Annotated in this window: 18 protein-coding genes and 2 tRNA genes; 15 read left to right on the top strand and 5 right to left on the bottom strand. The window is 60.1% G+C overall.

The window, feature by feature from the left end; all coding sequences use genetic code 11:
- Positions 1-33: 33 nt before the first annotated feature.
- Both ACZ9BE_RS03555 and dcd read right to left on the bottom strand, forming a co-directional pair.
- Positions 34-243 carry a hypothetical protein gene (locus tag ACZ9BE_RS03555; RefSeq protein ID WP_016771389.1) on the bottom strand — a complete coding sequence of 70 codons (210 nt, stop codon included), beginning with the start codon at positions 241-243 and terminating at the stop codon, positions 34-36.
- Positions 244-350: 107 nt separating this feature from the next.
- Positions 351-917 (bottom strand): dCTP deaminase, encoded by a 567-nt coding sequence (dcd, locus tag ACZ9BE_RS03550; RefSeq protein ID WP_007940589.1) that lies wholly within the window; start codon positions 915-917, stop codon positions 351-353.
- 355 nt (positions 918-1,272) lie between these two features.
- Here dcd and ACZ9BE_RS03545 point away from each other — a divergent pair, with 355 nt between their 5' ends.
- The gene (locus ACZ9BE_RS03545; protein ID WP_002554837.1) at positions 1,273-1,482 is read left to right on the top strand and encodes a cold-shock protein; all 210 of its coding nucleotides are present in this window, start codon (positions 1,273-1,275) and stop codon (positions 1,480-1,482) included.
- A 119-nt stretch (positions 1,483-1,601) separates the two neighbouring features.
- Here ACZ9BE_RS03545 and ACZ9BE_RS03540 read toward each other — a convergent pair whose 3' ends face one another.
- Positions 1,602-2,609, bottom strand: coding sequence for a DUF481 domain-containing protein (locus tag ACZ9BE_RS03540; protein WP_024011896.1), 1,008 nt, complete (start codon positions 2,607-2,609; stop codon positions 1,602-1,604).
- Between the two features lie 165 nt (positions 2,610-2,774).
- Here ACZ9BE_RS03540 and ACZ9BE_RS03535 point away from each other — a divergent pair, with 165 nt between their 5' ends.
- The 4 genes from ACZ9BE_RS03535 to ACZ9BE_RS03520 all read left to right on the top strand — a co-directional run bounded on the left by ACZ9BE_RS03535 (position 2,775) and on the right by ACZ9BE_RS03520 (position 7,547).
- The gene (locus ACZ9BE_RS03535; protein WP_016771391.1) at positions 2,775-3,128 is read left to right on the top strand and encodes an MGMT family protein; all 354 of its coding nucleotides are present in this window, start codon (positions 2,775-2,777) and stop codon (positions 3,126-3,128) included.
- A 43-nt stretch (positions 3,129-3,171) separates the two neighbouring features.
- Positions 3,172-4,731: an AmpG family muropeptide MFS transporter gene (locus ACZ9BE_RS03530; protein WP_024011895.1), complete on the top strand. Its 1,560-nt coding sequence runs from the start codon at positions 3,172-3,174 to the stop codon at positions 4,729-4,731.
- 129 nt (positions 4,732-4,860) lie between these two features.
- A complete protein-coding gene (locus tag ACZ9BE_RS03525) occupies positions 4,861-6,576 on the top strand; it encodes a proline--tRNA ligase (protein ID WP_217879434.1) in 1,716 nt (571 codons plus the stop codon).
- Between the two features lie 17 nt (positions 6,577-6,593).
- Complete coding sequence (locus ACZ9BE_RS03520; protein WP_476248910.1) at positions 6,594-7,547, top strand: hypothetical protein; 954 nt, start codon at positions 6,594-6,596, stop codon at positions 7,545-7,547.
- A gap of 124 nt (positions 7,548-7,671) precedes the next feature.
- On the opposite strand, the gene dinB is transcribed toward ACZ9BE_RS03520, so the two are convergent.
- Positions 7,672-8,733: a DNA polymerase IV gene (dinB, locus tag ACZ9BE_RS03515; RefSeq protein WP_476248909.1), complete on the bottom strand. Its 1,062-nt coding sequence runs from the start codon at positions 8,731-8,733 to the stop codon at positions 7,672-7,674.
- A 279-nt stretch (positions 8,734-9,012) separates the two neighbouring features.
- On the opposite strand from dinB, the gene ACZ9BE_RS03510 reads away from it, so the two are divergent.
- The 5 genes from ACZ9BE_RS03510 (at position 9,013) to ACZ9BE_RS03490 (ending at position 14,630) form a co-directional block, all read left to right on the top strand.
- A tRNA-Met gene (locus tag ACZ9BE_RS03510) sits at positions 9,013-9,089 on the top strand.
- A 217-nt stretch (positions 9,090-9,306) separates the two neighbouring features.
- Positions 9,307-9,383 (top strand) — tRNA-Met (locus tag ACZ9BE_RS03505).
- 279 nt (positions 9,384-9,662) lie between these two features.
- Entirely contained in the window at positions 9,663-12,302 is a 2,640-nt protein-coding gene (gene mprF / locus ACZ9BE_RS03500; RefSeq protein ID WP_476248908.1) for a bifunctional lysylphosphatidylglycerol flippase/synthetase MprF, read from the top strand.
- Positions 12,302-13,597 (top strand): virulence factor family protein, encoded by a 1,296-nt coding sequence (locus ACZ9BE_RS03495; RefSeq protein ID WP_323167441.1) that lies wholly within the window; start codon positions 12,302-12,304, stop codon positions 13,595-13,597. Before mprF ends, ACZ9BE_RS03495 begins: the two co-directional genes overlap by 1 nt.
- A gap of 718 nt (positions 13,598-14,315) precedes the next feature.
- A complete protein-coding gene (locus tag ACZ9BE_RS03490) occupies positions 14,316-14,630 on the top strand; it encodes a DUF3077 domain-containing protein (protein WP_252887406.1) in 315 nt (104 codons plus the stop codon).
- Between the two features lie 198 nt (positions 14,631-14,828).
- On the opposite strand, the gene ACZ9BE_RS03485 is transcribed toward ACZ9BE_RS03490, so the two are convergent.
- Positions 14,829-16,670: a potassium transporter Kup gene (locus ACZ9BE_RS03485; RefSeq protein ID WP_371699263.1), complete on the bottom strand. Its 1,842-nt coding sequence runs from the start codon at positions 16,668-16,670 to the stop codon at positions 14,829-14,831.
- A gap of 349 nt (positions 16,671-17,019) precedes the next feature.
- Here ACZ9BE_RS03485 and rimO point away from each other — a divergent pair, with 349 nt between their 5' ends.
- From rimO to ACZ9BE_RS03460, 5 genes are all read left to right on the top strand, one after another.
- Positions 17,020-18,357 carry a 30S ribosomal protein S12 methylthiotransferase RimO gene (gene rimO, locus ACZ9BE_RS03480; RefSeq protein WP_460094151.1) on the top strand — a complete coding sequence of 446 codons (1,338 nt, stop codon included), beginning with the start codon at positions 17,020-17,022 and terminating at the stop codon, positions 18,355-18,357.
- Between the two features lie 435 nt (positions 18,358-18,792).
- Complete coding sequence (locus ACZ9BE_RS03475) at positions 18,793-19,266, top strand: GNAT family N-acetyltransferase (RefSeq protein WP_150636366.1); 474 nt, start codon at positions 18,793-18,795, stop codon at positions 19,264-19,266.
- A gap of 189 nt (positions 19,267-19,455) precedes the next feature.
- Positions 19,456-20,166: an rRNA pseudouridine synthase gene (locus ACZ9BE_RS03470; RefSeq protein ID WP_056783317.1), complete on the top strand. Its 711-nt coding sequence runs from the start codon at positions 19,456-19,458 to the stop codon at positions 20,164-20,166.
- Positions 20,167-20,236: 70 nt separating this feature from the next.
- On the top strand, positions 20,237-20,707 hold the full coding sequence (locus ACZ9BE_RS03465) for a YehS family protein (protein WP_056783315.1): 471 nt from the start codon (positions 20,237-20,239) through the stop codon (positions 20,705-20,707).
- Positions 20,708-20,836: 129 nt separating this feature from the next.
- On the top strand, positions 20,837-21,607 hold the full coding sequence (locus ACZ9BE_RS03460; RefSeq protein ID WP_056783313.1) for an SDR family oxidoreductase: 771 nt from the start codon (positions 20,837-20,839) through the stop codon (positions 21,605-21,607).
- Positions 21,608-21,724 lie beyond the last annotated feature (117 nt).

Genomic DNA, 21,724 nt, shown 5'->3' with positions numbered 1-21,724 from the left:
ATCAGACTGACGGGCCATATTCATGACAGTGGATCAGGCCACAGGCGCCGGAGGCGGCTCGTCCGGCAGCGTCGGTTCGCCTGGTTCGGTCGGTTGTTCGTTGGGAGTATCGGGATCGGGCTGGCCGGGCACGCCGCCGGACAGGCTCAAAGACGGATTCGCCAGTAACGACCAGGCCAGAACGCCTATCTGATTGGGCTCAAGCCTTGCCAGTTCAGCGCTGATTCGCGGGTCGATCTTCATAGGGCACTCCTCAGTGAAGGCCCGAATCTGTGTGTAACAAAAACGGGCAGTACACCCCATAGAGTGTCTGCCCGCCAAAGAATTCCCGACATCCGTCGGATGGTCGATCAGGTACGCGGCAAGGTCACGCCACGCTGGCCCTGATATTTGCCGCCACGATCCTTGTAGGAAACTTCACATTCTTCATCGGATTCGAGGAAGAGCATCTGCGCCACACCTTCGTTGGCGTAGATTTTCGCCGGCAGGTTGGTGGTATTGGAAAATTCCAGGGTCACATGACCTTCCCACTCAGGCTCGAGTGGAGTGACGTTGACGATGATGCCGCAGCGCGCGTAGGTGCTTTTACCCAGGCAGATGGTCAGCACGTTGCGCGGAATGCGGAAGTATTCGACGGTGCTGGCCAGGGCGAAGGAGTTCGGCGGAATGATGCAGACGTCGCTGTGGATGTCGACGAAGCTGCCGGCGTCGAAGTTCTTCGGGTCAACAATGGCCGAGTTGATGTTGGTGAACACCTTGAAGTGGTTGGTGCAACGTACGTCGTAGCCGTAGCTCGACACGCCGTAGGAAATCACCCGGCTGTCGTCGCTGCCGCGCATCTGGCGCTCGACGAACGGTTCGATCATGCCGTGTTCCTGCGCCATGCGGCGAATCCACTTGTCCGATTTGATGCTCATGGCGGGTTTGTCCTGAATAGCGAGGTGGAAAAATTCTGTCCGGCATCTTACCGGGCGCGTCGTCTCGTTCAAAGTGCGCAACGCAATTCTCGGCGAACACCCCGTATTTACGCGATGTGGCGACGAACCGTCGCACCGCCGATCCCTAAAACACAGAATCCTTTGCAAGAAACATTGGCACGTTCCGGAAAAAGGGTTAAGGTGGCGTCACTGTGTTGCTTGTGTCACTGAGAATCTCTACACGATATGTTGAATTTCGATCCAACCATCTACAAGAATTTTTCCTGCTCTTTGCACTCAGTCTCGGCCAGGGTTCTTCCTGAGTCGCAGTTATCTTTGTTCAAGGAGTTACACCATGTCTAATCGCCAAACCGGTACCGTTAAGTGGTTCAACGATGAAAAAGGCTTCGGCTTCATCACTCCACAATCCGGTGACGACCTGTTCGTTCACTTCAAAGCTATCCAATCCGACGGCTTCAAAAGCCTGAAAGAAGGCCAACAGGTTTCTTTCATCGCTACCCGCGGTCAGAAAGGCATGCAAGCTGAAGAAGTACAAGTTATCTAACTTGTAGCTTCTTTAGAAAAGAGCCCCGCCCTTAAAAGCGGGGCTTTTTTGTGGGCGCCTGTTTTGCGCTGGCAAAAAAAATCGCGACCCTTGAGGTCGCGATTTTTTTGTTTCTGCCCTTACCAGGCGACGCCAAACCCTGCGGTATAACGGGTCTTGTTCAGATCCGCATCGTTGGTGCCACTGATGATGTCGCGCTCGGCCTTGAGGTTGAGCGAGGCCCAGTCGGTGACCTTGTAGCGCAGGCCCAGCTCGGCATCCAGTGCGTAATCGGCAACACCCGACAGCGGCTTGCCGACTTCGCCATTGGTGAAGAACTCGACCTTCTTGCCGATCAGGTAGCGGTTGTAGTCCCACTTCATCGCGACGGAGTAGAAGTTGTCCTTGCTGCCATCGCGGTATTCATAGTCGGTGCGGTTGAGCAACGAGCCCAGCGAGAACGCACCCAGTTCATCGTCCCAGAACTGGTAACCCGGACCGGTACCGACCACACGCTGACGCGCCAGCTCTTCGATGTGATCACGCTTGTAGTTGATGCGCCCTTGCCAGAACCACTGATCGGTAAGGAAGCGGTCGAGGGAGTATTCGGCGCGCCAGTTGTTAGTGGTGGTTTCCGCATCCTGGACTTCGCGGTTGTACTCGCCCTCGCCGGTATGGCGCCAGCGACCATGGCGAGCCGAAGTCTTGAAGGCGACGTCGTAATCGTCGGTGTCCTTTTCGGCGCGCTGATAGTCCAGCGCCAGATCGACGTTGCCCTTCCATACCAGGTCGGTGACGATCGGCTTGGGCTTGAGAATCTGCTGAATGCTCGCCAATTCGACCGTCTTCGGCGCCTCGCCATTGGCCAGAGTAACCTTGCCATCGTCAGCCGCCGTCAGCGACTTCGACACTTCGCCGGCATAGGCGTCCTGCTTCACCAACAGATGCTGATCGCTGTCGAGGGTCTTGACCTCTTTCCAGTCAATCGCCACTGCGCCGGCGTATTTGGTCTGGATCAACAGCTTGCCGCCGTCGAAAACCGTGATAGTGCCACTCAGCTTGTCGCCGTTTTTCAACCAGACGGTGTCGGCAAGCAGGGGCGTGGACGCGCTGAAAACAGCAAGGCACAACAGGGTTCTGGGGAACATAAGCAGATCGGGGGCTCAGAGTTGGCGAAAAGGGTCGGCATTATCCGTAGGATTTTGCCCATGACAAGGACTGACCGGACTATTTCAATTGAGTTCATTTCTCAACTGCACCACGAGCGATTACCATTGTCGCCATCATCACGCCAATGCTCAGGAGCCGCGTACGTGAAAGACCCGCTCGACAGCGTCGAAAACGATGCGCAAATCCGACGCACGGCACTCTACTCGACGCTCGCGCAAGTGCCCGAAGGCAAAGTCGTCAGTTATGGCCAGTTGGCCGAACTTGCCGGGCTGGGCCGCGCCGCGCGCTGGGTCGGGCGGACTTTGAGCCAGTTGCCCGGCGACACCAAGCTGCCCTGGCACCGCGTACTCGGCGCCGGCGGGCGCATCAGTCTGCCGGTCGGCAGCCCTTCCGGTGACGAGCAGCGCGCGCGATTGCGCATGGAAGGCATCACCGTCCAGAACAATCGTGTGGATATTCGGCGCCATGGCTGGCGTCCGGTAGAGCACAGCGGTTAGAGTGCGCGCTTTGTTTTCGCAATTTTGAGGCAGACTTCAGCCCATGCCCCGTAAAACCTGGCGCGCCGCGCTCGCCGCCTATGCCAGTCCTTCGACGCTCGTGCTGTTGTTGCTCGGTTTTGCCGCCGGCCTGCCGTACATGCTGGTGTTCTCGACGCTCTCCGTATGGCTGCGTGAAGCAGGCGTGGCCCGTGAAACCATTGGCTATGCCAGCCTGATCGGCCTGGCGTACGCGTTCAAATGGGTCTGGTCGCCCCTGCTCGACCAATGGCGCCTGCCCTTGCTGGGCAAACTCGGCCGTCGCCGCTCCTGGCTGGTGCTCTCCCAGGCACTGGTGATTCTCGGCCTGATCGGCATGGGTTTCTGTGATCCGCAGAAGCATTTGTCCTGGCTGATCGCCATTGCTGTCGTGGTTGCCTTTGCCTCAGCCACACAAGATATCGCGGTCGACGCCTATCGCCTGGAAATCGCCGATGACAGCCGCCAGGCCGCTCTCGCCGCCAGCTACATGTCCGGTTACCGCGTTGCCGCCCTGCTCGCCACCGCCGGCGCGCTGTTCTTCGCCGAAGGTTTCGGCTCCACCGGCTTCAACTATAAGCACGCAGCTTGGACCGGCACCTATGTGCTGTTCGGCGCATTGATGGTGCCCGCGCTGCTGACCACGCTGTTCATGCGCGAACCACCGGTGCCGCTGCGCACACAGCTGCAGGCCGGGCGCTATACGTTCATGCATCAACTGATGTCGGTGTTCGTGCTGATCGTTTTGCTGGTCTCCGTGCCGGCGATGTTCACCCAGCTGTACAACACCGATTTCGCTGGCGTGCTGTTCGGTGACATGAGCCCGCTCGATTTGCTGCTCGAAGACCGCGCCTTTCTGCGCGCCATCCTCTACATATTGCTCACCGGTATGTGCCTGTCGGCCATGGGCCGGCGCGGACTGGCGCCGGTACTGACGCCGATCAATGACTTCATCCTGCGTTATCGCTGGCAGGCGCTGTTGCTGCTGGGCCTGATCGCCACTTACCGGATGTCCGACACGGTAATGGGCGTGATGGCCAACGTGTTCTACATCGACCAGGGTTTCACCAAGGATCAGATCGCCAGTGTCAGCAAGATTTTCGGCCTGATCATGACCCTCGTCGGCGCCGGCATGGGCGGCCTGTTGATCGTGCGTTTCGGCATTCTGCCGATCCTGTTTATCGGTGGTGTGTCTTCGGCAGCGACCAACCTGCTGTTCGTCATGCTCGCGGACATGGGCCCGAACCTCCAGATGCTGGTGGTGACCATTTCCCTCGACAACTTCAGCTCGGGCCTGGCGACATCGGCGTTCGTTGCCTACCTGTCGAGCCTGACCAACCTGAAGTTTTCCGCTACGCAATATGCCCTGCTCAGCTCGATCATGTTGCTGCTGCCGCGCCTGATGGGCGGCTATTCCGGCGTGCTGGTCGAGAAGTTCGGTTATCACAGCTTCTTCCTCATTACCGCCCTGCTCGGCGTACCGACGCTGCTACTGATCGCGCTGCACTGGTTCCAGGAGCGCCGCCGCGAAGGACAAACACCGACGCCCGAGCCTGCACCGACGCCCGTCACCGAAGAATCGTAGGACGCTTCGCCAATGGCGGGAGGAATCCCGCCGCTGACGCCTTCCGCCGGCCACACTTCTGTACGTCAGCAAAACTCGCCGGTACACTGCTCCGTCATTTCCAGTCATAGCAACCGACAACGGCCAACCATGCGCACCAGTCAATTTTTGCTCGCCACACAGAAAGAAACGCCTTCCGACGCGGTCGTGATCAGCCACCAGCTGATGCTGCGCGCCGGCATGATCCGCAAGCTTGCCTCGGGCCTGTACACCTGGCTGCCGATGGGCCTGCGAGTCATGCGCAAGGTCGAAGCCATCGTTCGCGAAGAGATGAACGCTGCCGGTTCTCTGGAAGTGTTGATGCCGAGCACCCAACCGGCCGAGCTGTGGCAGGAATCGGGGCGCTGGGAAGAATACGGCCCTGAGCTGCTGCGCATCAAAGACCGCCACGGTCGTGATTTCTGCGCGGGCCCGACCCACGAAGAAGTGATCACCGATCTGATGCGCAACGAGTTGAGCAGCTACAAGCAGCTGCCAATCAACCTGTACCAGATCCAGACCAAATTCCGTGACGAAATCCGCCCGCGCTTCGGTTTGATGCGCGGCCGCGAATTCATCATGAAGGACGCCTACTCCTTCCACGCCGATCAGGCGTCGCTGCAGGTCACCTACGACCGCATGCACGAGGCGTACTGCAACGTGTTCACGCGTCTGGGCCTGAAATTCCGCCCGGTAGAAGCTGACAACGGTTCGATCGGTGGTGCCGGTTCGCACGAATTCCACGTGCTGGCCGAGTCCGGCGAAGACGATATCGTCTTCAGCAACGGTTCCGACTACGCGGCGAACATCGAAAAAGCCGAAGCGGTGCCACGGGAAACCTCGCGCCCTGCGCCAACCGAAGAACTGCGTCTGGTCGACACGCCGGACACCAAAACCATCGCCGCCCTGGTGGAAAAATTCAATCTGCCGATTGAAAAGACCATCAAGACCCTGATCGTCCACGCCGAAGAAGAAGGCAAGCTGATCGCGCTGGTGATTCGTGGCGACCACGAACTGAACGAGATCAAGGCTGCCAACCAGCCTGGCGTGGCTAGTCCACTGGTGATGGCCTCCGATGCCGAACTGCGTGACGCGATTGGCGCCGGCGCCGGCTCGCTCGGCCCGCTGAACCTGCCACTGCCGATCATCATCGACCGCTCGGTCGCGATGATGAGCGACTTCGGCATTGGCGCGAACATCGATGACAAGCACTACTTCGGCGTGAACTGGGAGCGCGATCTGCCAGTTCCGACCGTTGCCGACCTGCGCAACGTCGTCGCCGGCGACCCAAGCCCGGACGGCAAAGGCACGCTGGAAATCAAGCGCGGCATCGAAGTCGGCCACATCTTCCAGCTGGGCAACAAGTACAGCAAGGCGATGAAGTGCGAAGTGCTGGGCGAAAACGGCAAGCCGGTGACCCTGGAAATGGGCTGCTACGGCATTGGCGTTTCCCGAGTGGTCGCCGCAGCGATTGAGCAGAACAACGACGCCAACGGCATTATCTGGAGCGACACCTTGGCGCCATTCCAGATCGCGCTGGTACCGCTGCGCTATGAAACCGAGCAGGTGCGCGAAGCCACCGACAAGCTGTACGCCGAACTGACGGCGGCCGGCTTCGAAGTGCTGCTGGACGATCGCGACAAGAAAACCAGCCCGGGCATCAAGTTCGCGGACATGGAGTTGATCGGCATTCCACACCGGATCGTGGTCAGCGACCGCGGCCTCGCCGAAGGCAACCTGGAATACAAGAGTCGTTCCGAAGCCGAGGCGCAAGCACTGCCGGTGGCCGATGTTGTGTCCTTCCTTCAGGCCCGTATCCGCCGCTGAAACCAGATAGAGACGTCATGTTCAAGCGAAACACCTTAGGCCTCGGTGGCGCCGCCCTGTGCGGCGCCCTGCTGGTCAGCGGCTGCGCCAATCACATGTCGCAACGCAGCGAGCACGAAGAGCGGGTCGAGCGAAAGTTGCTCGATCACAGCCTGCAGATCGATGTCGGCGAGCCCAAGGTGCTCGAGCTGCCGCAGCGACGCGTGAAGATCAACGAGCAGAAGACTTTCGAGGTCACCGAGTTCGAGGTCACCCGTCGTTACGACCGCTACACGCCTTACCAACCCTGGCGCGAAGTCTACGAGATTCCGCTGGGGGCGGTGGCCGTGGTCGGTGGTGTCGGTGCGAACGTGGTCAACGTGTTCGCTCTCGGTAACCTGCCGGACAGCGTCACCAAGGATTGGCTGAGCTACGGTTTCGCCGGGCTCAACCCGTTCATGAACGTGCAGTCCAACGGTCGCGCGCAGCAGAACCTCGCGGGCATCGACGAAGTCCAGCGCGACAAGCGCACGGAGTATTCGAGCCTGCCGTGGAGCGAACGACCGGTGCAGGTCAAGGCCGGCAAGCAGACATTCGACATGACCACTGATCGCAACGGTGTGCTGCGCTTGAATCTGCTCGATAGCCCTTTCGCCGAACATGACCTCAACCATGTCGGCCGCTTGCAGATCAGTGTCGAAGACGCCAAGGACGATGTGCATTCCGACTCGACCCTGATGCTCAGCGGCCACCTGCGCGGCAAGTTGATTGAGGCGCACGGGCTGATTTATGACGATCTGGAAGATGACGAGGTGAGCCAGTGGGTGCACCGGGTCAAACGCCTGTCGGAGCTGGGCCTGGAAGAAGAGGCCAGTGAGCTGGAACAGAGCCTGATCGAACTGACGCGCAACGATCCGGAGTTGCAGGCTGAGTTCCTCAAGTCTTTGGCCAAGGATGCCGGGCGTTTAGTGGCTGATCCGGGACCGAATTAAAGCTTAGAAGCTTCGTCGGAACGCCGCCCGGAGCTGGCTCGCTCCCACAAGGGATTTGTGAACGACGCAGATCCAATGTGGGAGCGAGCCTGCTCGCGAAGAGGCCCTGCCAGGCACCGCGAATCTACCGCTCAAACAACTCCATCTGCTCAAACCCGCCGCGCAAATCCTCCAGCCTCACTCCCACCCCCAACAGCCGCACCGGCTTGCCGCCGCGGTTGAACGCCTGCGTCAGCATCAACTGATAACTGCCCAGGTCCCGCCCTGCCCCGGCCTGTTCCAGCGTGGTCTGGGTGAAATCATGAAATTTGACTTTGACGAACGGCTTGCCCGGTCGATAACTGCTGTCGATCCGCGCCATGCGGGTTTTCAGGGTATCGAGCAGCTCGGGCAATTTGTCCAGGCAGCTGCGCAAGTCCGGCAGATCAACGTCGTAGGTGTTTTCCACGCTGATCGACTGACGACGGCTGTCGTTGTGCACCAGCCGGTCATCGATTCCACGGGCCAGATTCCACAAGCGCTCGCCGAAGCTGCCGAATTCGCGCACCAGCGCCAGCCTGCCCCACTCGCGCAGATGCTGGCAGTCAACGATGCCGAGCTTGCCGAGCTTGTCGGCGGTGACCTTGCCGACGCCGTGCAGCTTGCTCACCGGCAGACCACTGACGAAATCCTCGACCTGATCCGGGGTGATCACGAACAAACCGTTGGGTTTTTTCCAGTCGCTGGCGATCTTCGCCAGAAATTTGTTTGGCGCAACGCCTGCGGAAACGGTGATGTGCAATTGGTTGGAGACCCGGCGGCGAATGTCCTGGGCGATGCGCGTGGCGCTGCCGCCGAAATGCGCGCTGTCGGACACATCCAGATAGGCCTCGTCCAGCGAAAGCGGCTCGATCAGGTCGGTGTAGTCGGCAAAGATCGTATGAATTTCTTTCGAAGCTTCGCGATAAGCCTCCATGCGCGGCTTGACGATGGTCAGGTCCGGGCACAATTTCAACGCGTGACCGGAAGCCATGGCCGAGCGCACACCATAGGCGCGCGCTTCATAGTTGCAGGTGGCGATCACCCCGCGCCGATCCGCCGAACCACCCACCGCCAACGGCTTGCCGGCCAGACGCGGATCATCGCGCATCTCGATGGCGGCGTAGAAACAGTCACAGTCGATGTGGATGATTTTTCGCTGGGTCATGTCGGAAAAAGACAACGTGGCAAGCCGGAGCGGCAGTATCTCATTGGTACCTGTATATAGCACCAGTGGTTGAATGTTCTTTTCCGACCGTAGGAGATTTCCGATGAATTTATTTTTTCAATCACAGATCAGCGCGCAATAGAGCTGAAAGCCTTGCGCCACTTGCCCTGCGCACCGGTCGCCCGCCCGGAAAAGACGCTAAGCGCTTGAACCTCAACAGATTTATCCAGATCGGCGGTTGACACACTCGCGAACCTCTGTAGAATGCCGCCACACAGACGCGGGATGGAGCAGTCTGGTAGCTCGTCGGGCTCATAACCCGAAGGTCGTCGGTTCAAATCCGGCTCCCGCAACCAAACATCAGAAAAGGCTACTCGAAAGAGTGGCCTTTTTTGTGCGCGTCTGTTTTGCAAACGGGCGCCCTGCTCAATCGCTGGCGAAACGGCAATTTTTTGCATTTCCGAAACTTACGCATCACCTGCGACCGTTTGCCGCGATTTCGCAGTTATTTGGCCCATTCCGGGATTAGCGGTTGACACCTCGTCGTTCGCCTGTAGAATGCCGCCACACAGACGCGGGATGGAGCAGTCTGGTAGCTCGTCGGGCTCATAACCCGAAGGTCGTCGGTTCAAATCCGGCTCCCGCAACCAAACATCAAAAAAGGCTACTCGAAAGAGTGGCCTTTTTTGTATCTGTTGAAAAAGTCCTTTCGCAACAATGATCTGTCACTGTGCAGTGAACCGCTGGGGATCATCAGAACCACTGACTTGCGACTATGCTTGAGTCGCAGACAGGGTTTCTGCAATCCAGGAACTGCCCTCGCCGATGCCCGACGAGAGGCGTAGTATTTTGTGATTATTTTTTTCTACAGGGATTGGTAACTTGGCTGGATACCTCCATCCTGTCGCGCACAATCCAAGAGGTGATTGATGCGCGCCAACTCGTCTGATCCACAAGACACCGTTACAGCAGAACAACCGATCAAACCCGAGCGTTTGCGCTGGCTGGATCGATTAAGCAAATACCGTCAGCCGATCGGTCTGGCCGTCACGTTGCTGCTGTTTGCCATTGCCCTGATTGCCTGCCGCCATCTGCTCGCCGAACTCGATCTCGACGCGCTGCATGACTCGATTCTGGACGTGCCCAAACCTGCCCTGCTCGGCGCCATCGGTGCGACCGTGGTCGGGTTCATCATTCTGCTCGGCTATGAATGGTCGGCCAGCCGCTACGCTGGTGTGAAACTGCCGCCGCGCACCCTCGCGCTCGGCGGTTTCACCGCATTTGCGATTGGCAATGCGATCGGCCTGTCGCTGCTGTCCGGCGGCTCGGTTCGTTATCGTTTATATGCGCGACTGGGCGTCGGTGCGTCGGAAGTCGCGCACATGACCTTGTTCGCCAGCCTCTCGCTGGGCTGCGCCTTGCCGCCACTGGCAGCGCTGGCCACCCTGAGCAACCTGCCCGCCGCCTCGCAAGCGCTGGGGCTGTCCGAATTCTTGCTGGGCTCGGTCGCCGCTGCCGTATTGATCCTCGGTGCTGTGCTGGCAATCGGCATCTATCGCCGTCGTCTGCCGGAACAACCCTACCCCGACAATCTGCTGGTCCGTGCCGGGCGGCGGACATTGCGCCTGCCGGGTCGACGCCTGACCTTCCTGCAACTGGTGATCACCGCCCTCGATGTCGCGGCTGCCGCCACCGTTCTGTATCTGCTGCTGCCGGAAGCGCCGCCGTTTGCGCCGTTCCTGCTGGTGTATCTGCTGGCACTGGCTGCGGGCGTGCTCAGTCACGTTCCGGGCGGCGTTGGTGTGTTCGAGGCGATTCTGCTCGCCGCGTTTGCCGACAAGCTTGGCGCCGCACCGCTGGCCGCTGCCCTGCTGCTGTATCGCCTGATCTACGTGGTGCTGCCGCTGCTGGTCGCTTGCGTACTACTGCTGATCAACGAAGGCCAGCGCCTGTTTCAATCCCAGACCATGCGCGCGGCGTCCGGTCTGGCTGCGCCGGTGCTGGCGGTGCTGGTGTTTCTGTCTGGCGTGGTGCTGCTGTTTTCCGGCGCGACCCCGGAAATCGACACGCGCCTGGAGCACATCGGTTTTCTGATCCCGCATCGTCTGGTCGATGCCTCGCACTTCGGCGCCAGCCTGATTGGCGTTTTGTGTCTGTTGCTCGCCCAAGGTCTGCGCCGACGCCTGTCGGCGGCGTGGATGCTGACCACCATTCTGCTGCTGGTCGGCGCCCTGCTCTCGCTACTCAAAGGCTTCGACTGGGAAGAAGCCACGCTGATGACGTTTACGGCCGCGCTGCTCGGCGTGTTCCGCCGCTCCTTCTATCGCCCGAGCCGTTTGACCGAACTGCCGTTTTCGCCGCTGTATCTGGTCGCCAGTCTCTGCGTGCTGGGCGCTTCGGCCTGGTTGCTGCTGTTTGCCTATCAGGACGTACCCTACAGCCATCAGCTGTGGTGGCAGTTCACCCTCGATGCTGACGCGCCGCGCGGTCTGCGCTCGCTGCTCGGTGCGGCGGTGTTGCTGGTGATCATCTCGCTGACCTGGCTGCTGCGCACCGCGCGCCCGGTGATTCATTTGCCGACGCCGGACGAACTGGATCGCGCGGCAAAAATCCTCATGGCCTCGTCACAACCCGACGGCGGCCTCGCGCTGACCGGTGACAAGGCGTTGCTGTTTCATCCCAACGATGAGGCGTTCCTGATGTACGCCCGCCGTGGCCGCAGTCTGGTGGCGTTGTACGACCCGATCGGGCCGAGCCAGCAACGCGCGGAAATGATCTGGCAGTTCCGCGATCTCTGCGACATCCATCACACGCGCCCCGTGTTCTATCAAGTGCGCGCGGAGAACCTGCCGTACTACATGGACATCGGCCTGACTGCGATCAAGCTCGGCGAAGAAGCCCGGGTCGATCTGCAACGCTTCGATCTGGAAGCCAAGGGCAAGGAGATGAAGGACCTGCGCTACACCTGGAACCGTGGCACCCGCGATGGACTGTCGCTGGAAATCCATGAGCCCGGGCAGGCGCCGATGGACGAGCTGAAAGTGATTTCCGATGCCTGGCTGACCGGCAAGAACGTGCGCGAGAAAGGCTTCTCCCTTGGCCGTTTCAGCGACGATTACCTGAAGCATTTCCGCATTGCGGTGATTCGCTTCGAAGGCCGCCCGGTAGCGTTCGCCAATCTGCTCGAGACCTACAGCCACGACCTGGCCAGTCTCGACCTTATGCGCGCGCACCCGGAAGCGCCGAAGCTGACCATGGAATTCATGATGGTCGGCCTGATTCAACACTATAAGAGTCACGGATACGCGCGCTTCAGCCTGGGCATGGTGCCGTTGTCGGGGCTGCAACCCCGGCGCGGCGCACCGCTGACCCAGCGCCTGGGTTCGATGGTTTTCCGCCGTGGTGAGCAGCTGTACAACTTCCAAGGCTTGCGCCGCTTCAAAGACAAGTTCCAGCCCGACTGGGAACCCCGTTATATGGCCGTGCCCGCCGGACTCGATCCGCTCGTGGCGCTGGCCGATACTGCTGCCCTGATCGCGGGCGGCTTGACTGGATTGGTGAAACGCTGATGATTCAACGCTCCCTGAAGTACATCCTGGCCGCCCTGCTGGTGCTGGCCGTGATTGCCGGCGGCGGTTACTGGTACCTCAAACGTCCGGCACCGGAACCGACCGTCGAACAACTCAAACCCGCCGATGGCGCGGCCATGACCCGAGTGATCCCGGGCAGCAAGCCGAAGGCTCAGGTGCTGGTGGCCGTCACCGACGAACAGAAGCTTTCCGAGAAACAACTGACCACCCTCAGCCGCAGCGCCTCGGCGCAGATCGTCCAGGTGATTCTGCCCAAGGACTGCCTGCTGCAAAGCCGCGCCCTGCAATCGGGCCTGCGCGAATTGAACGGCCCGGCCACTCTGGTCAGCGGCATCGGCCCGGGCGCTGTGCTGGCGTGGCGCTGGCTGGCGGAACAGAAAGACGACAAGGCCCAGGCCGTCTCCGTCGATCTGGCCCTGGAAAAACCCGGCTGCACCCACCTGCTGCCGAAATCCGCCGCCCACGGCCACTGGCTGGTGGCGTGGAACGACAACCCGGACGACGCCAGCGCAGGCTTCGTGCGCGATCAGCCGAACGCCGAAACCAGCATCAGCGACTACGACATCAACCTGCCGCAAGTGCTGAACAACGAACTGCGCAAAATCCTCGTCGGCGGCGACAAGGCCAACGGCGGCCTGGCGATCCCGGTCGTGGAAGTGCCGGCCGGTCAGGCCAACGACACCGTGACCCTGTTCCTCTCCGGCGACGGCGGCTGGCGCGACCTCGACCGCGACGTGGCGGGCGAAATGGCCAAGATCGGCTACCCGGTGGTCGGCATCGACACCCTGCGCTACTACTGGCAGCACAAGAGCCCGGAGCAAAGCGCACTCGACCTCACCGAACTGATGCAGCACTACCGGCAGAAATGGGGCACCAAACGCTTCATCCTCACCGGCTATTCGTTCGGCGCTGACGTACTCCCGGCGATCTACAACCGCCTGCCAGAGAACGAACAGCAACGCGTCGACGCCATCATTCTGCTCGCCTTCGCCCGCACCGGCAGCTTCGAAATCGAAGTCGAAGGCTGGTTGGGTAACGCCGGCAAAGAAGCCGCGACCGGCCCGGAAATGGCCAAGCTGCCAGCGGCCAAGGTTGTGTGCATTTATGGTGAAGAAGAGACCGACGAGAGCGGCTGCACCGACAAGACTGCTGTCGGCGAAGCGGTGAAACTGCCCGGCGGGCATCACTTCGATGAGAACTATCCAGCGCTGGCCAAGCGTTTGGTTGACTTGATTCAGAAGCGCCAGAGCAAGGACTCGGTCGCCGAAGAGTGATCTGAAGCGCATCTACAAAAAGCCCCCGCAACTTCACGGTTGCGGGGGCTTTTTACATCCCAACAGCCACCAAAATCCCTGTGAGAGCGAGCCTGCTCGCGAAAGCGGTGGGTCAGTTTACAGATTCGGCGACTGACACTACGCCTTCGCGAGCAGGCTCGCTCCCACAGGGGAATTGCGCTGGATTCAGCGGTTTTGTGGCAAGGCTCGTAAATTTCTTGACTCTTCAGGAAACTAAAATCACCAAATGTCCACATTCCATAAAACGTGGACACCTGCTTAATTGGCATTATCGAATCGTCAACTCCACACTCATTCATCTACCGAACAAATACCCACAAAATCGCCAGCAACGTTTAGTTTCGTTTACTTCCAGTCTCGCAATATCAGATGACGCCCACAGACCTTGTAGGCAAACTCCGAAACTCTTGTTGGGGCGCTGTGCCGCTCTATTGCGCTGTTTTTCGACGGGATACTCTCAGGACGTCGCTGACCCATTCAGCGATCGGGCTTGGTAACCCGGTGGAATAAGGCGCAACAGCGCACCCGACACGACTCAGGCGAAATCCCGTCCGAGCCCCTGTGTTATGGCAGCTGTGTGTGGGACGCTTTCGAGCGTGCCGGTTTCCTTGGTTCCCCGGTTTACCAACCTGCGCACAGCTGCCACCCATTCGCTTGGTATCGGATGCGGCAGCTCTCGAAATCAAGGGAACTGACAATGAGCAATCCATCTGATCTTAAAACCATCGGCTTCACCCCTTTCCTCTACAACTCGGATCAAGCGTTCTTCAATGTCCGCTCCGGCGTCCCGATCATCAATGCCTTGTCCCAATCCTCCGACCTGCTGTCCCTCGCCAAATCCTTCGCAGAAGACGCTGCTTTCAATAGAGACACCGACCGCCATGCCTGGGCCGCGCATTACCTGACCGTGATGGGCAAAGCCTTGGTTGATGACGTGATCCAAGCGCTGATCCCACGACCTGCGCGGACGAAGACTGAATCTGAAGCTGATCTGTCTGAACGCACCTCTTGATTCAACCCAATACCCTGTGGGAGCGAGCCTGCTCGCGAATGCGGTGGTTCAGCCACCACATGCTTCGACTGACACTACGCCTTCGCGAGCAGGCTCGCTCCCACAGGGAATCAGCGGTGGTTTGAGGGATTGGGCACAGGCACAAAAAAGCCCCCGCCAACCACAAGGCTGACAGGGGCTTTTCAGTTGAGGCCAGGCTTACATCTCCACCTGCGTCCCCAACTCAATCACTCGGTTCAGCGGCAGATTAAAGAACCGCAAATTGCCATTGGCATTCTTCAACATGAACGCAAACAGCGCTTCACGCCAACGCGCCATGCCCTCAAGTTTCGAGGCAATCACCGTTTCGCGGCTGAGGAAGTAGGTGGTACGCATCGGGCTGAAGTCCAGATCATCCAGATGACACAGCTTCAACGCCTGCGGCACGTCCGGCTCGTCGGTGAAGCCGAAGTGCAGGATCACCCGGAAGAAGCCCTCTCCATGCGCTTCCACTTCAAAACGCCGCGATGGCGGTACGCGCGGGATGTCTTCGTAAACCACGGTCAGCAACACCACTTGCTCATGCAGCACCTGGTTATGCAGCAGGTTGTGCAACAAGGCATGGGGCACGGCGTCGGAGCGGGCGGTGAGAAACACGGCGGTGCCCTGCACGCGATGCGGCGGTTGCACGCGGATGCTGCTGATGAAGATCGGCAGCGGCAGCGCGCCTTCGTCGAGGCGTTCGACCAGCAGCTGTTTGCCGCGCTTCCAGGTGGTCATCAGCACGAACAGCGCGATACCGGCGATCACCGGGAAAGCGCCGCCCTGGACGATTTTCGGTACGTTGGCGGCGAAATACAGGCCATCCACCAACAGGAAGCCAAGCAGCACCGGGACCGCAAGGATCGGTGGCCATTTCCACAGCAGCAGCATGACCGCCGACACCAGAATGGTGGTCATCAGCATAGTGCCGGTCACTGCGACGCCGTAGGCCGAGGCCAGTGCACCGGAGGATTCGAAGCCCAGCACCAACAGGACCACGCCGACCATCAGCGCCCAGTTCACCGCGCCGATGTAGATCTGGCCTTGTTCGTCGCTGGAGGTGTGCTGGATGTACATGCGCGGGATATAACCGAGCTGGATCGCCTGACGGGTCAGGGAGAACGCGCCGGAAATCACCGCTTGCGAAGCGATCACCGTGGCCAGGGTCGACAGGCCGACCAGCGGAATCAGCGCCCAGCTCGGCGCCAGCAGATAGAACGGGTTGCGCGCGGCGTCCGGGTTTTCCAGCAGCAATGCGCCCTGGCCGAAGTAGTTGAGCACCAGCGCCGGCAGCACCAGCAGGAACCAGGCGCGGGCGATCGGCTTGCGGCCAAAGTGGCCCATGTCGGCGTACAGCGCTTCCGCGCCGGTCAGCGCCAGCACTACCGCGCCGAGGATCGCTACGCCCATGCCTGGGTGCACGACGAAAAAATTCACCGCCCACATCGGGTTCAGCGCGTGCAGCACTTCCGGGGTGTGGCTGATGCCGTACACACCGAGGGCGCCGAGGACGAGGAACCAGGTGACCATGATCGGCCCGAACAGAATGCCGATCCGCGCGGTGCCGTGGCGCTGGATCAGAAACAGCGCGACCAGCACCACCAGCGACAGCGGCACAACCCAGTGATCGATGCCTTCAAACGCCAGGCCGAGACCTTCGATCGCCGACAGCACCGAAATGGCCGGGGTGATCATGCTGTCGCCATAGAACAGCGCCGCGCCGATCAGCCCGCACACCACCAACAGCGTGCGCAGGCGCTTGCGCCCCGCCGCTGCCCGCCGTGCCAGTGCGGTCAGCGCCATGATGCCGCCCTCGCCCTGGTTGTCGGCGCGCAGGACGAACATCATGTACTTGATCGAGACCACCCAGATCAGCGACCAGAAGATCAACGACAGAATGCCCAGCACGCCGTCGTGATTGACCGGCACGCCGTAACCGCCGGAAAACACTTCCTTGAGGGTGTACAACGGGCTCGTACCGATGTCGCCATAAACCACCCCGACCGCCGCGACCAGCATGCTCAGCGGTCTGCTTGCCGAACCCTCGGCGCCCGCCGCATGACTACTTGCCTGACCCATCCAACACTCCTGATCTCGATACCGGCTTCTTTGAAGGAAGCACTATGCTTTGAGTTGCAGCATGCGCTGTTTTACCTGTTGTTACAGACCAATGATTGACTGCAAGAAATCGGCAAAGCTCAACGGCGCGAAGCATAGCGCAGCACTCGTCGTATTTCCCCGTATAAAGCTGGTCAAGTGCGTTGCCCGCCGCTAGAATTGCGCACTTTTTGATCAGAGGCGCGCCCTAAGCGCCCATCCGTCGGCTTGCGCACCAAGCAAGCGACGTCACAAAACACCGAGGTTAGACATGTCCACCACTCCTGCGCCGGCCAATCCAAAGGTTGGCTTTGTATCTCTGGGTTGCCCGAAAGCACTGGTCGACTCCGAGCGCATCCTGACCCAGCTGCGCATGGAAGGCTATGACGTGGTGTCCACCTATCAGGACGCCGACGTCGTGGTGGTCAACACCTGCGGTTTCATCGATTCGGCCAAGGCTGAGTCGCTGGAAGTGATCGGCGAAGCGATCAAGGAAAACGGCAAGGTCATCGTTACCGGCTGCATGGGCGTGGAAGAAGGCAACATCCGCGACGTACACCCGAGCGTGCTGGCCGTGACCGGCCCGCAGCAGTACGAGCAAGTGGTCAACGCCGTGCACGAAGTGGTGCCGCCGCGTCAGGATCACAACCCGCTGATCGACCTGGTGCCGCCGCAAGGCATCAAACTGACCCCGCGCCACTACGCGTACCTGAAGATTTCCGAAGGCTGCAACCACAGCTGCTCGTTCTGCATCATCCCGTCGATGCGCGGCAAACTGGTCAGCCGTCCGGTCGGTGATGTGCTCGACGAGGCGCAGCGCCTGGTCAAATCCGGCGTCAAAGAGCTGCTGGTGATCTCGCAAGACACCAGCGCCTACGGCGTCGACGTGAAATACCGCACCGGCTTCTGGAACGGCGCGCCGGTGAAAAGCCGCATGACCGAACTGTGCGAAGCGCTGAGCACGCTGGGCGTTTGGGTACGCTTGCACTACGTTTACCCGTACCCGCACGTCGACGAGCTGATCCCGCTGATGGCCGCCGGCAAGATCCTGCCGTACCTGGACATCCCGTTCCAGCACGCCAGCCCGAAAGTCCTTAAGTCGATGAAACGCCCGGCGTTCGAAGACAAGACCCTGGCCCGCATCAAGAACTGGCGCGAAATCTGCCCGGACCTGATCATCCGTTCGACCTTCATCGTCGGCTTCCCGGGCGAAACCGAAGAAGACTTCCAGTACCTGCTCAACTGGCTGACCGAGGCCCAGCTCGACCGCGTCGGCTGCTTCCAGTACTCGCCGGTGGATGGCGCACCGGCCAACGATCTGGATCTGGAAGTGGTCCCGGACGACGTCAAGCAAGACCGTTGGGAACGCTTCATGGCGCACCAGCAGGCGATCAGCTCGGCACGTCTGCAGATGCGCATTGGTCGTGAGATTGAAGTGCTGGTGGATGAGGTGGACGAGCAAGGCGCGGTCGGCCGTTGCTTCTTCGACGCCCCGGAAATCGATGGCAACGTGTTTATTGATAACGGCAGCAACCTGAAGCCGGGCGACAAGGTCTGGTGCAAGGTGACTGACGCTGACGAATATGATCTGTGGGCTGAGCAGATCTGATCTGAAGATCAAAAGCCCCTCACCCCAGCCCTCTCCCAGAGGGAGAGGGAGCTGACCGTGTTGTTCTTTCTAGGTACATCGACCTGAGCTATCCGGTCGAACTCAGGTTTGAAAAGCACGAAGTTCAGCTCCCTTCCCCCTCGCCCCCTCTGGGGGAGAAGGGACTGATCGAGGTGCTCTTCAGAATGACGGCGACTTGAAATATCGAGTCGAACTCAGGCTTTGAACAGCACGAAGATCAGCTCCCTTCCCCCTCGCCCCCTCTGGGGGAGAGGGTTGGGGTGAGGGGGAGAGATCTTGCTGGCGACAGAAATAGCCAGCCAGACACCGCAACAAATCCAAAAAGCCCCGCTCTTTTCCGAGATACGGGGCTTTTTTGCGGCTATCGTTTAGCGGGGGACGGACTCCCTTGAACCGCACAAGAGGCACACGCACATGCGTCAGCATTCGGTCATCCACACACCGAAAATCAGCGATTACGAAGAACTGACCCGGGTCTGGGAGGCCTCGGTCCGTGCAACTCATCGGTTCCTGCCGGACAGCTATATCGAGCTGCTGCGCAATCTGGTGCTCACCCGCTATCTCGACGCGGTAATGCTGATCTGCACCAAGGACCGCCAGCAGCGCATCACCGGGTTTGCCGGTGTCGCGGCGGGCAAGATTGAAATGCTGTTCATCGATCCCGACCATCGTGGTCAGGGACTGGGCAAGCAGTTGCTGCGCTATGCGATCGAACGGCTCAACGCCGATGAACTCGACGTCAACGAACAAAATCCGCAAGCCTTGGGTTTTTACGAGAAACAGGGCTTCGAGGTGATCGGCCGCTCCGACGTCGATGGCATGGGCCAGCCGTATCCGCTACTGCATATGCGCCTGCGGCAGTCCCAGCAGCGCGCGAACCATGCCTGACACAACCTGGAACCCTGTGGGAGCTGGCTTGCCAGCGATGCAGACGCCGCGGTGTACGAGAAATACCGAGTTGATACCATCGCAGGCAAGCCAGCTCCCACAGGGAATACCAACACCCTGCAAATGGAACCGGGCTTAACCGCTTCCACACAGGTACAATGCCCACCCCTTTTTTGTTACGGCCCCGTCATGACTGACCCGATTCGCCTCTCCAAACGCCTCATCGAACTGGTCGGTTGCTCCCGCCGGGAGGCCGAGCTGTTCATCGAAGGCGGCTGGGTCACTGTGGACGGCGAAGTCATCGATGAGCCGCAATTCAAGGTCGGCGAGCAAAAGGTCGAGCTCGACAAGGACGCCAAGGCCACCGCGCCGGAGCCGGTGACCATCCTGCTTAACGCGCCCGCCGGCATGGATGTCGACAGCGCCATGCAATCGCTCAGCGCCGAAACCCTCAGCGAAGAGCATCGCTACGGCAAGCGTCCGTTGCGCGGGCATTTCCTGCGCCTGACCGCCAGCGCCGACCTGCAGCCCAAGGCCAGCGGCCTGCTGGTGTTCACCCAGGACTGGAAAATCCTGCGCAAGCTCACCGCCGACGCTGCGAAGATCGAGCAGGAATACATCGTCGAAGTCGAAGGTGAGATGGCTGCCCACGGCCTCAATCGCCTGCAGCATGGCCTGACGCACAAGGGCAAGGAGCTGCCGCCGGTCAAGGCCAGTTGGCAGAACGAAAACCGTCTGCGCTTCGCCATGAAAAACCCGCAGCCGGGGATCATCGCGCAGTTCTGCGAAGCGGTCGGCCTGAAGGTCATCGGCATCCGCCGCATCCGCATCGGCGGCGTCTCGATCGGCAAGGTCCCGGTTGGCCAATGGCGCTACCTGTCCGGCAAAGAGAAGTTCTAGAACTTCCACTGCCGCCACACATTCCGGCAGCGCCCGCGAGCGCTGCCCACAACGCATCAGGAATACCGACATGGTTCATAACGACGTACTGCGCAGCGTGCGCTACATGCTCGACATCAGCGACAAGAAAGTTGTCGAGATCATCAAACTGGGCGGCATGGACGTCACGCTCGCCGATGTCATCACCTGGCTCGACAAGAAAGAAGAAGACGAAGAAGGCTTCGTACGCTGCCCGGACGAAGTCATCGCGCACTTCCTCGACGGCCTGGTGATCTTCAAACGCGGCAAGGACGAAAGCCGTCCGCCGCAGCCGATCGAAGTGCCGGTGACCAACAACATCATCCTGAAAAAACTGCGTGTGGCCTTCGAACTGAAAGAAGACGACATGCACGCGATCCTCAAGGCCGCCGAGTTTCCGGTATCCAAGCCTGAACTGAGCGCGCTGTTCCGCAAGGTCGGCCACACCAACTATCGGCCGTGTGGCGATCAGTTGCTGCGTAACTTCCTCAAGGGTCTGACCCTGCGCGTTCGCCCGGCCTGATGCCCTTCTGCGGTGGCGACTGATGGTCGCCACCGCAGCGCATGACCGTTCATTCCCTTCGAAAATAGTGGCTCCGTTTTTTGCGGCTGGCGACTAGGGTGTATTGACCCCTAGCCCTCAGGATTCGCCATGCACCCGTACTTTTCCCTGCAAGGCCGCACCGCTCTGGTGACCGGCGGCACCCGTGGTATCGGCAAAATGATCGCCAAGGCCTTTGTCGAGGCTGGCGCCCGAGTGTTCGTCTGCTCCCGCGACGCCGAAGCCTGTCATCAAACGGCGCAAGAACTCAGTGCCTTCGGCACTTGCCACGGCGTGGCGGCGAATCTGGCCACTGAAGAAGGCGTGCGGGAACTGGCCGCGCGCCTGGGCGAGCAGATCACTCATCTGGACATTCTGGTGAACAATGCCGGCACCACCTGGGGCGCGCCGCTGGAGAGTTATCCGGTCAAGGGCTGGGAAAAGGTCATGCAGCTCAACGTGACGTCGGTGTTCAGTTGCATCCAGCAGTTTCTGCCGTTGCTGCGCAAGGCTGGTTCGGCGGCGAATCCGGCGCGGATCATCAATATCGGTTCGGTGGCGGGGATTTCTTCGTTTGGCGAGCAGGCATATGCCTATGGGCCGAGCAAGGCCGCCCTGCATCAGTTATCGCGCATTCTGGCGCGAGAACTGGTGAGCCAGCACATCAACGTCAACGTGATTGCGCCGGGACGATTTCCGAGCAAGATGACCCAGCATATTGGTAATGATGAGCAGGCATTGGCTGAGGATACTGCGCTGATTCCGATGAAGCGCTGGGGGCGTGAGGAAGAGATGGCGGCGCTGGCGATCAGCCTGGCGAGTACGGCGGGGGCTTATATGACCGGGAACATCATTCCTCTTGATGGTGGGTTCAGCCTCTGACATCGGCGGTGTGACTATCGCTGGCAAGCCAGCTCCCACAGGGTTCTTGGGTGTTTGAACAATCCAGGTTCACTCAAAAACCTGTGGGAGCTGGCTTGCCAGCGATGGCGTCCGCCC

Source organism: Pseudomonas sp. TE9122 (assembly GCF_056278925.1).
This window is presented reverse-complemented; position numbering and strand designations above follow the sequence as displayed.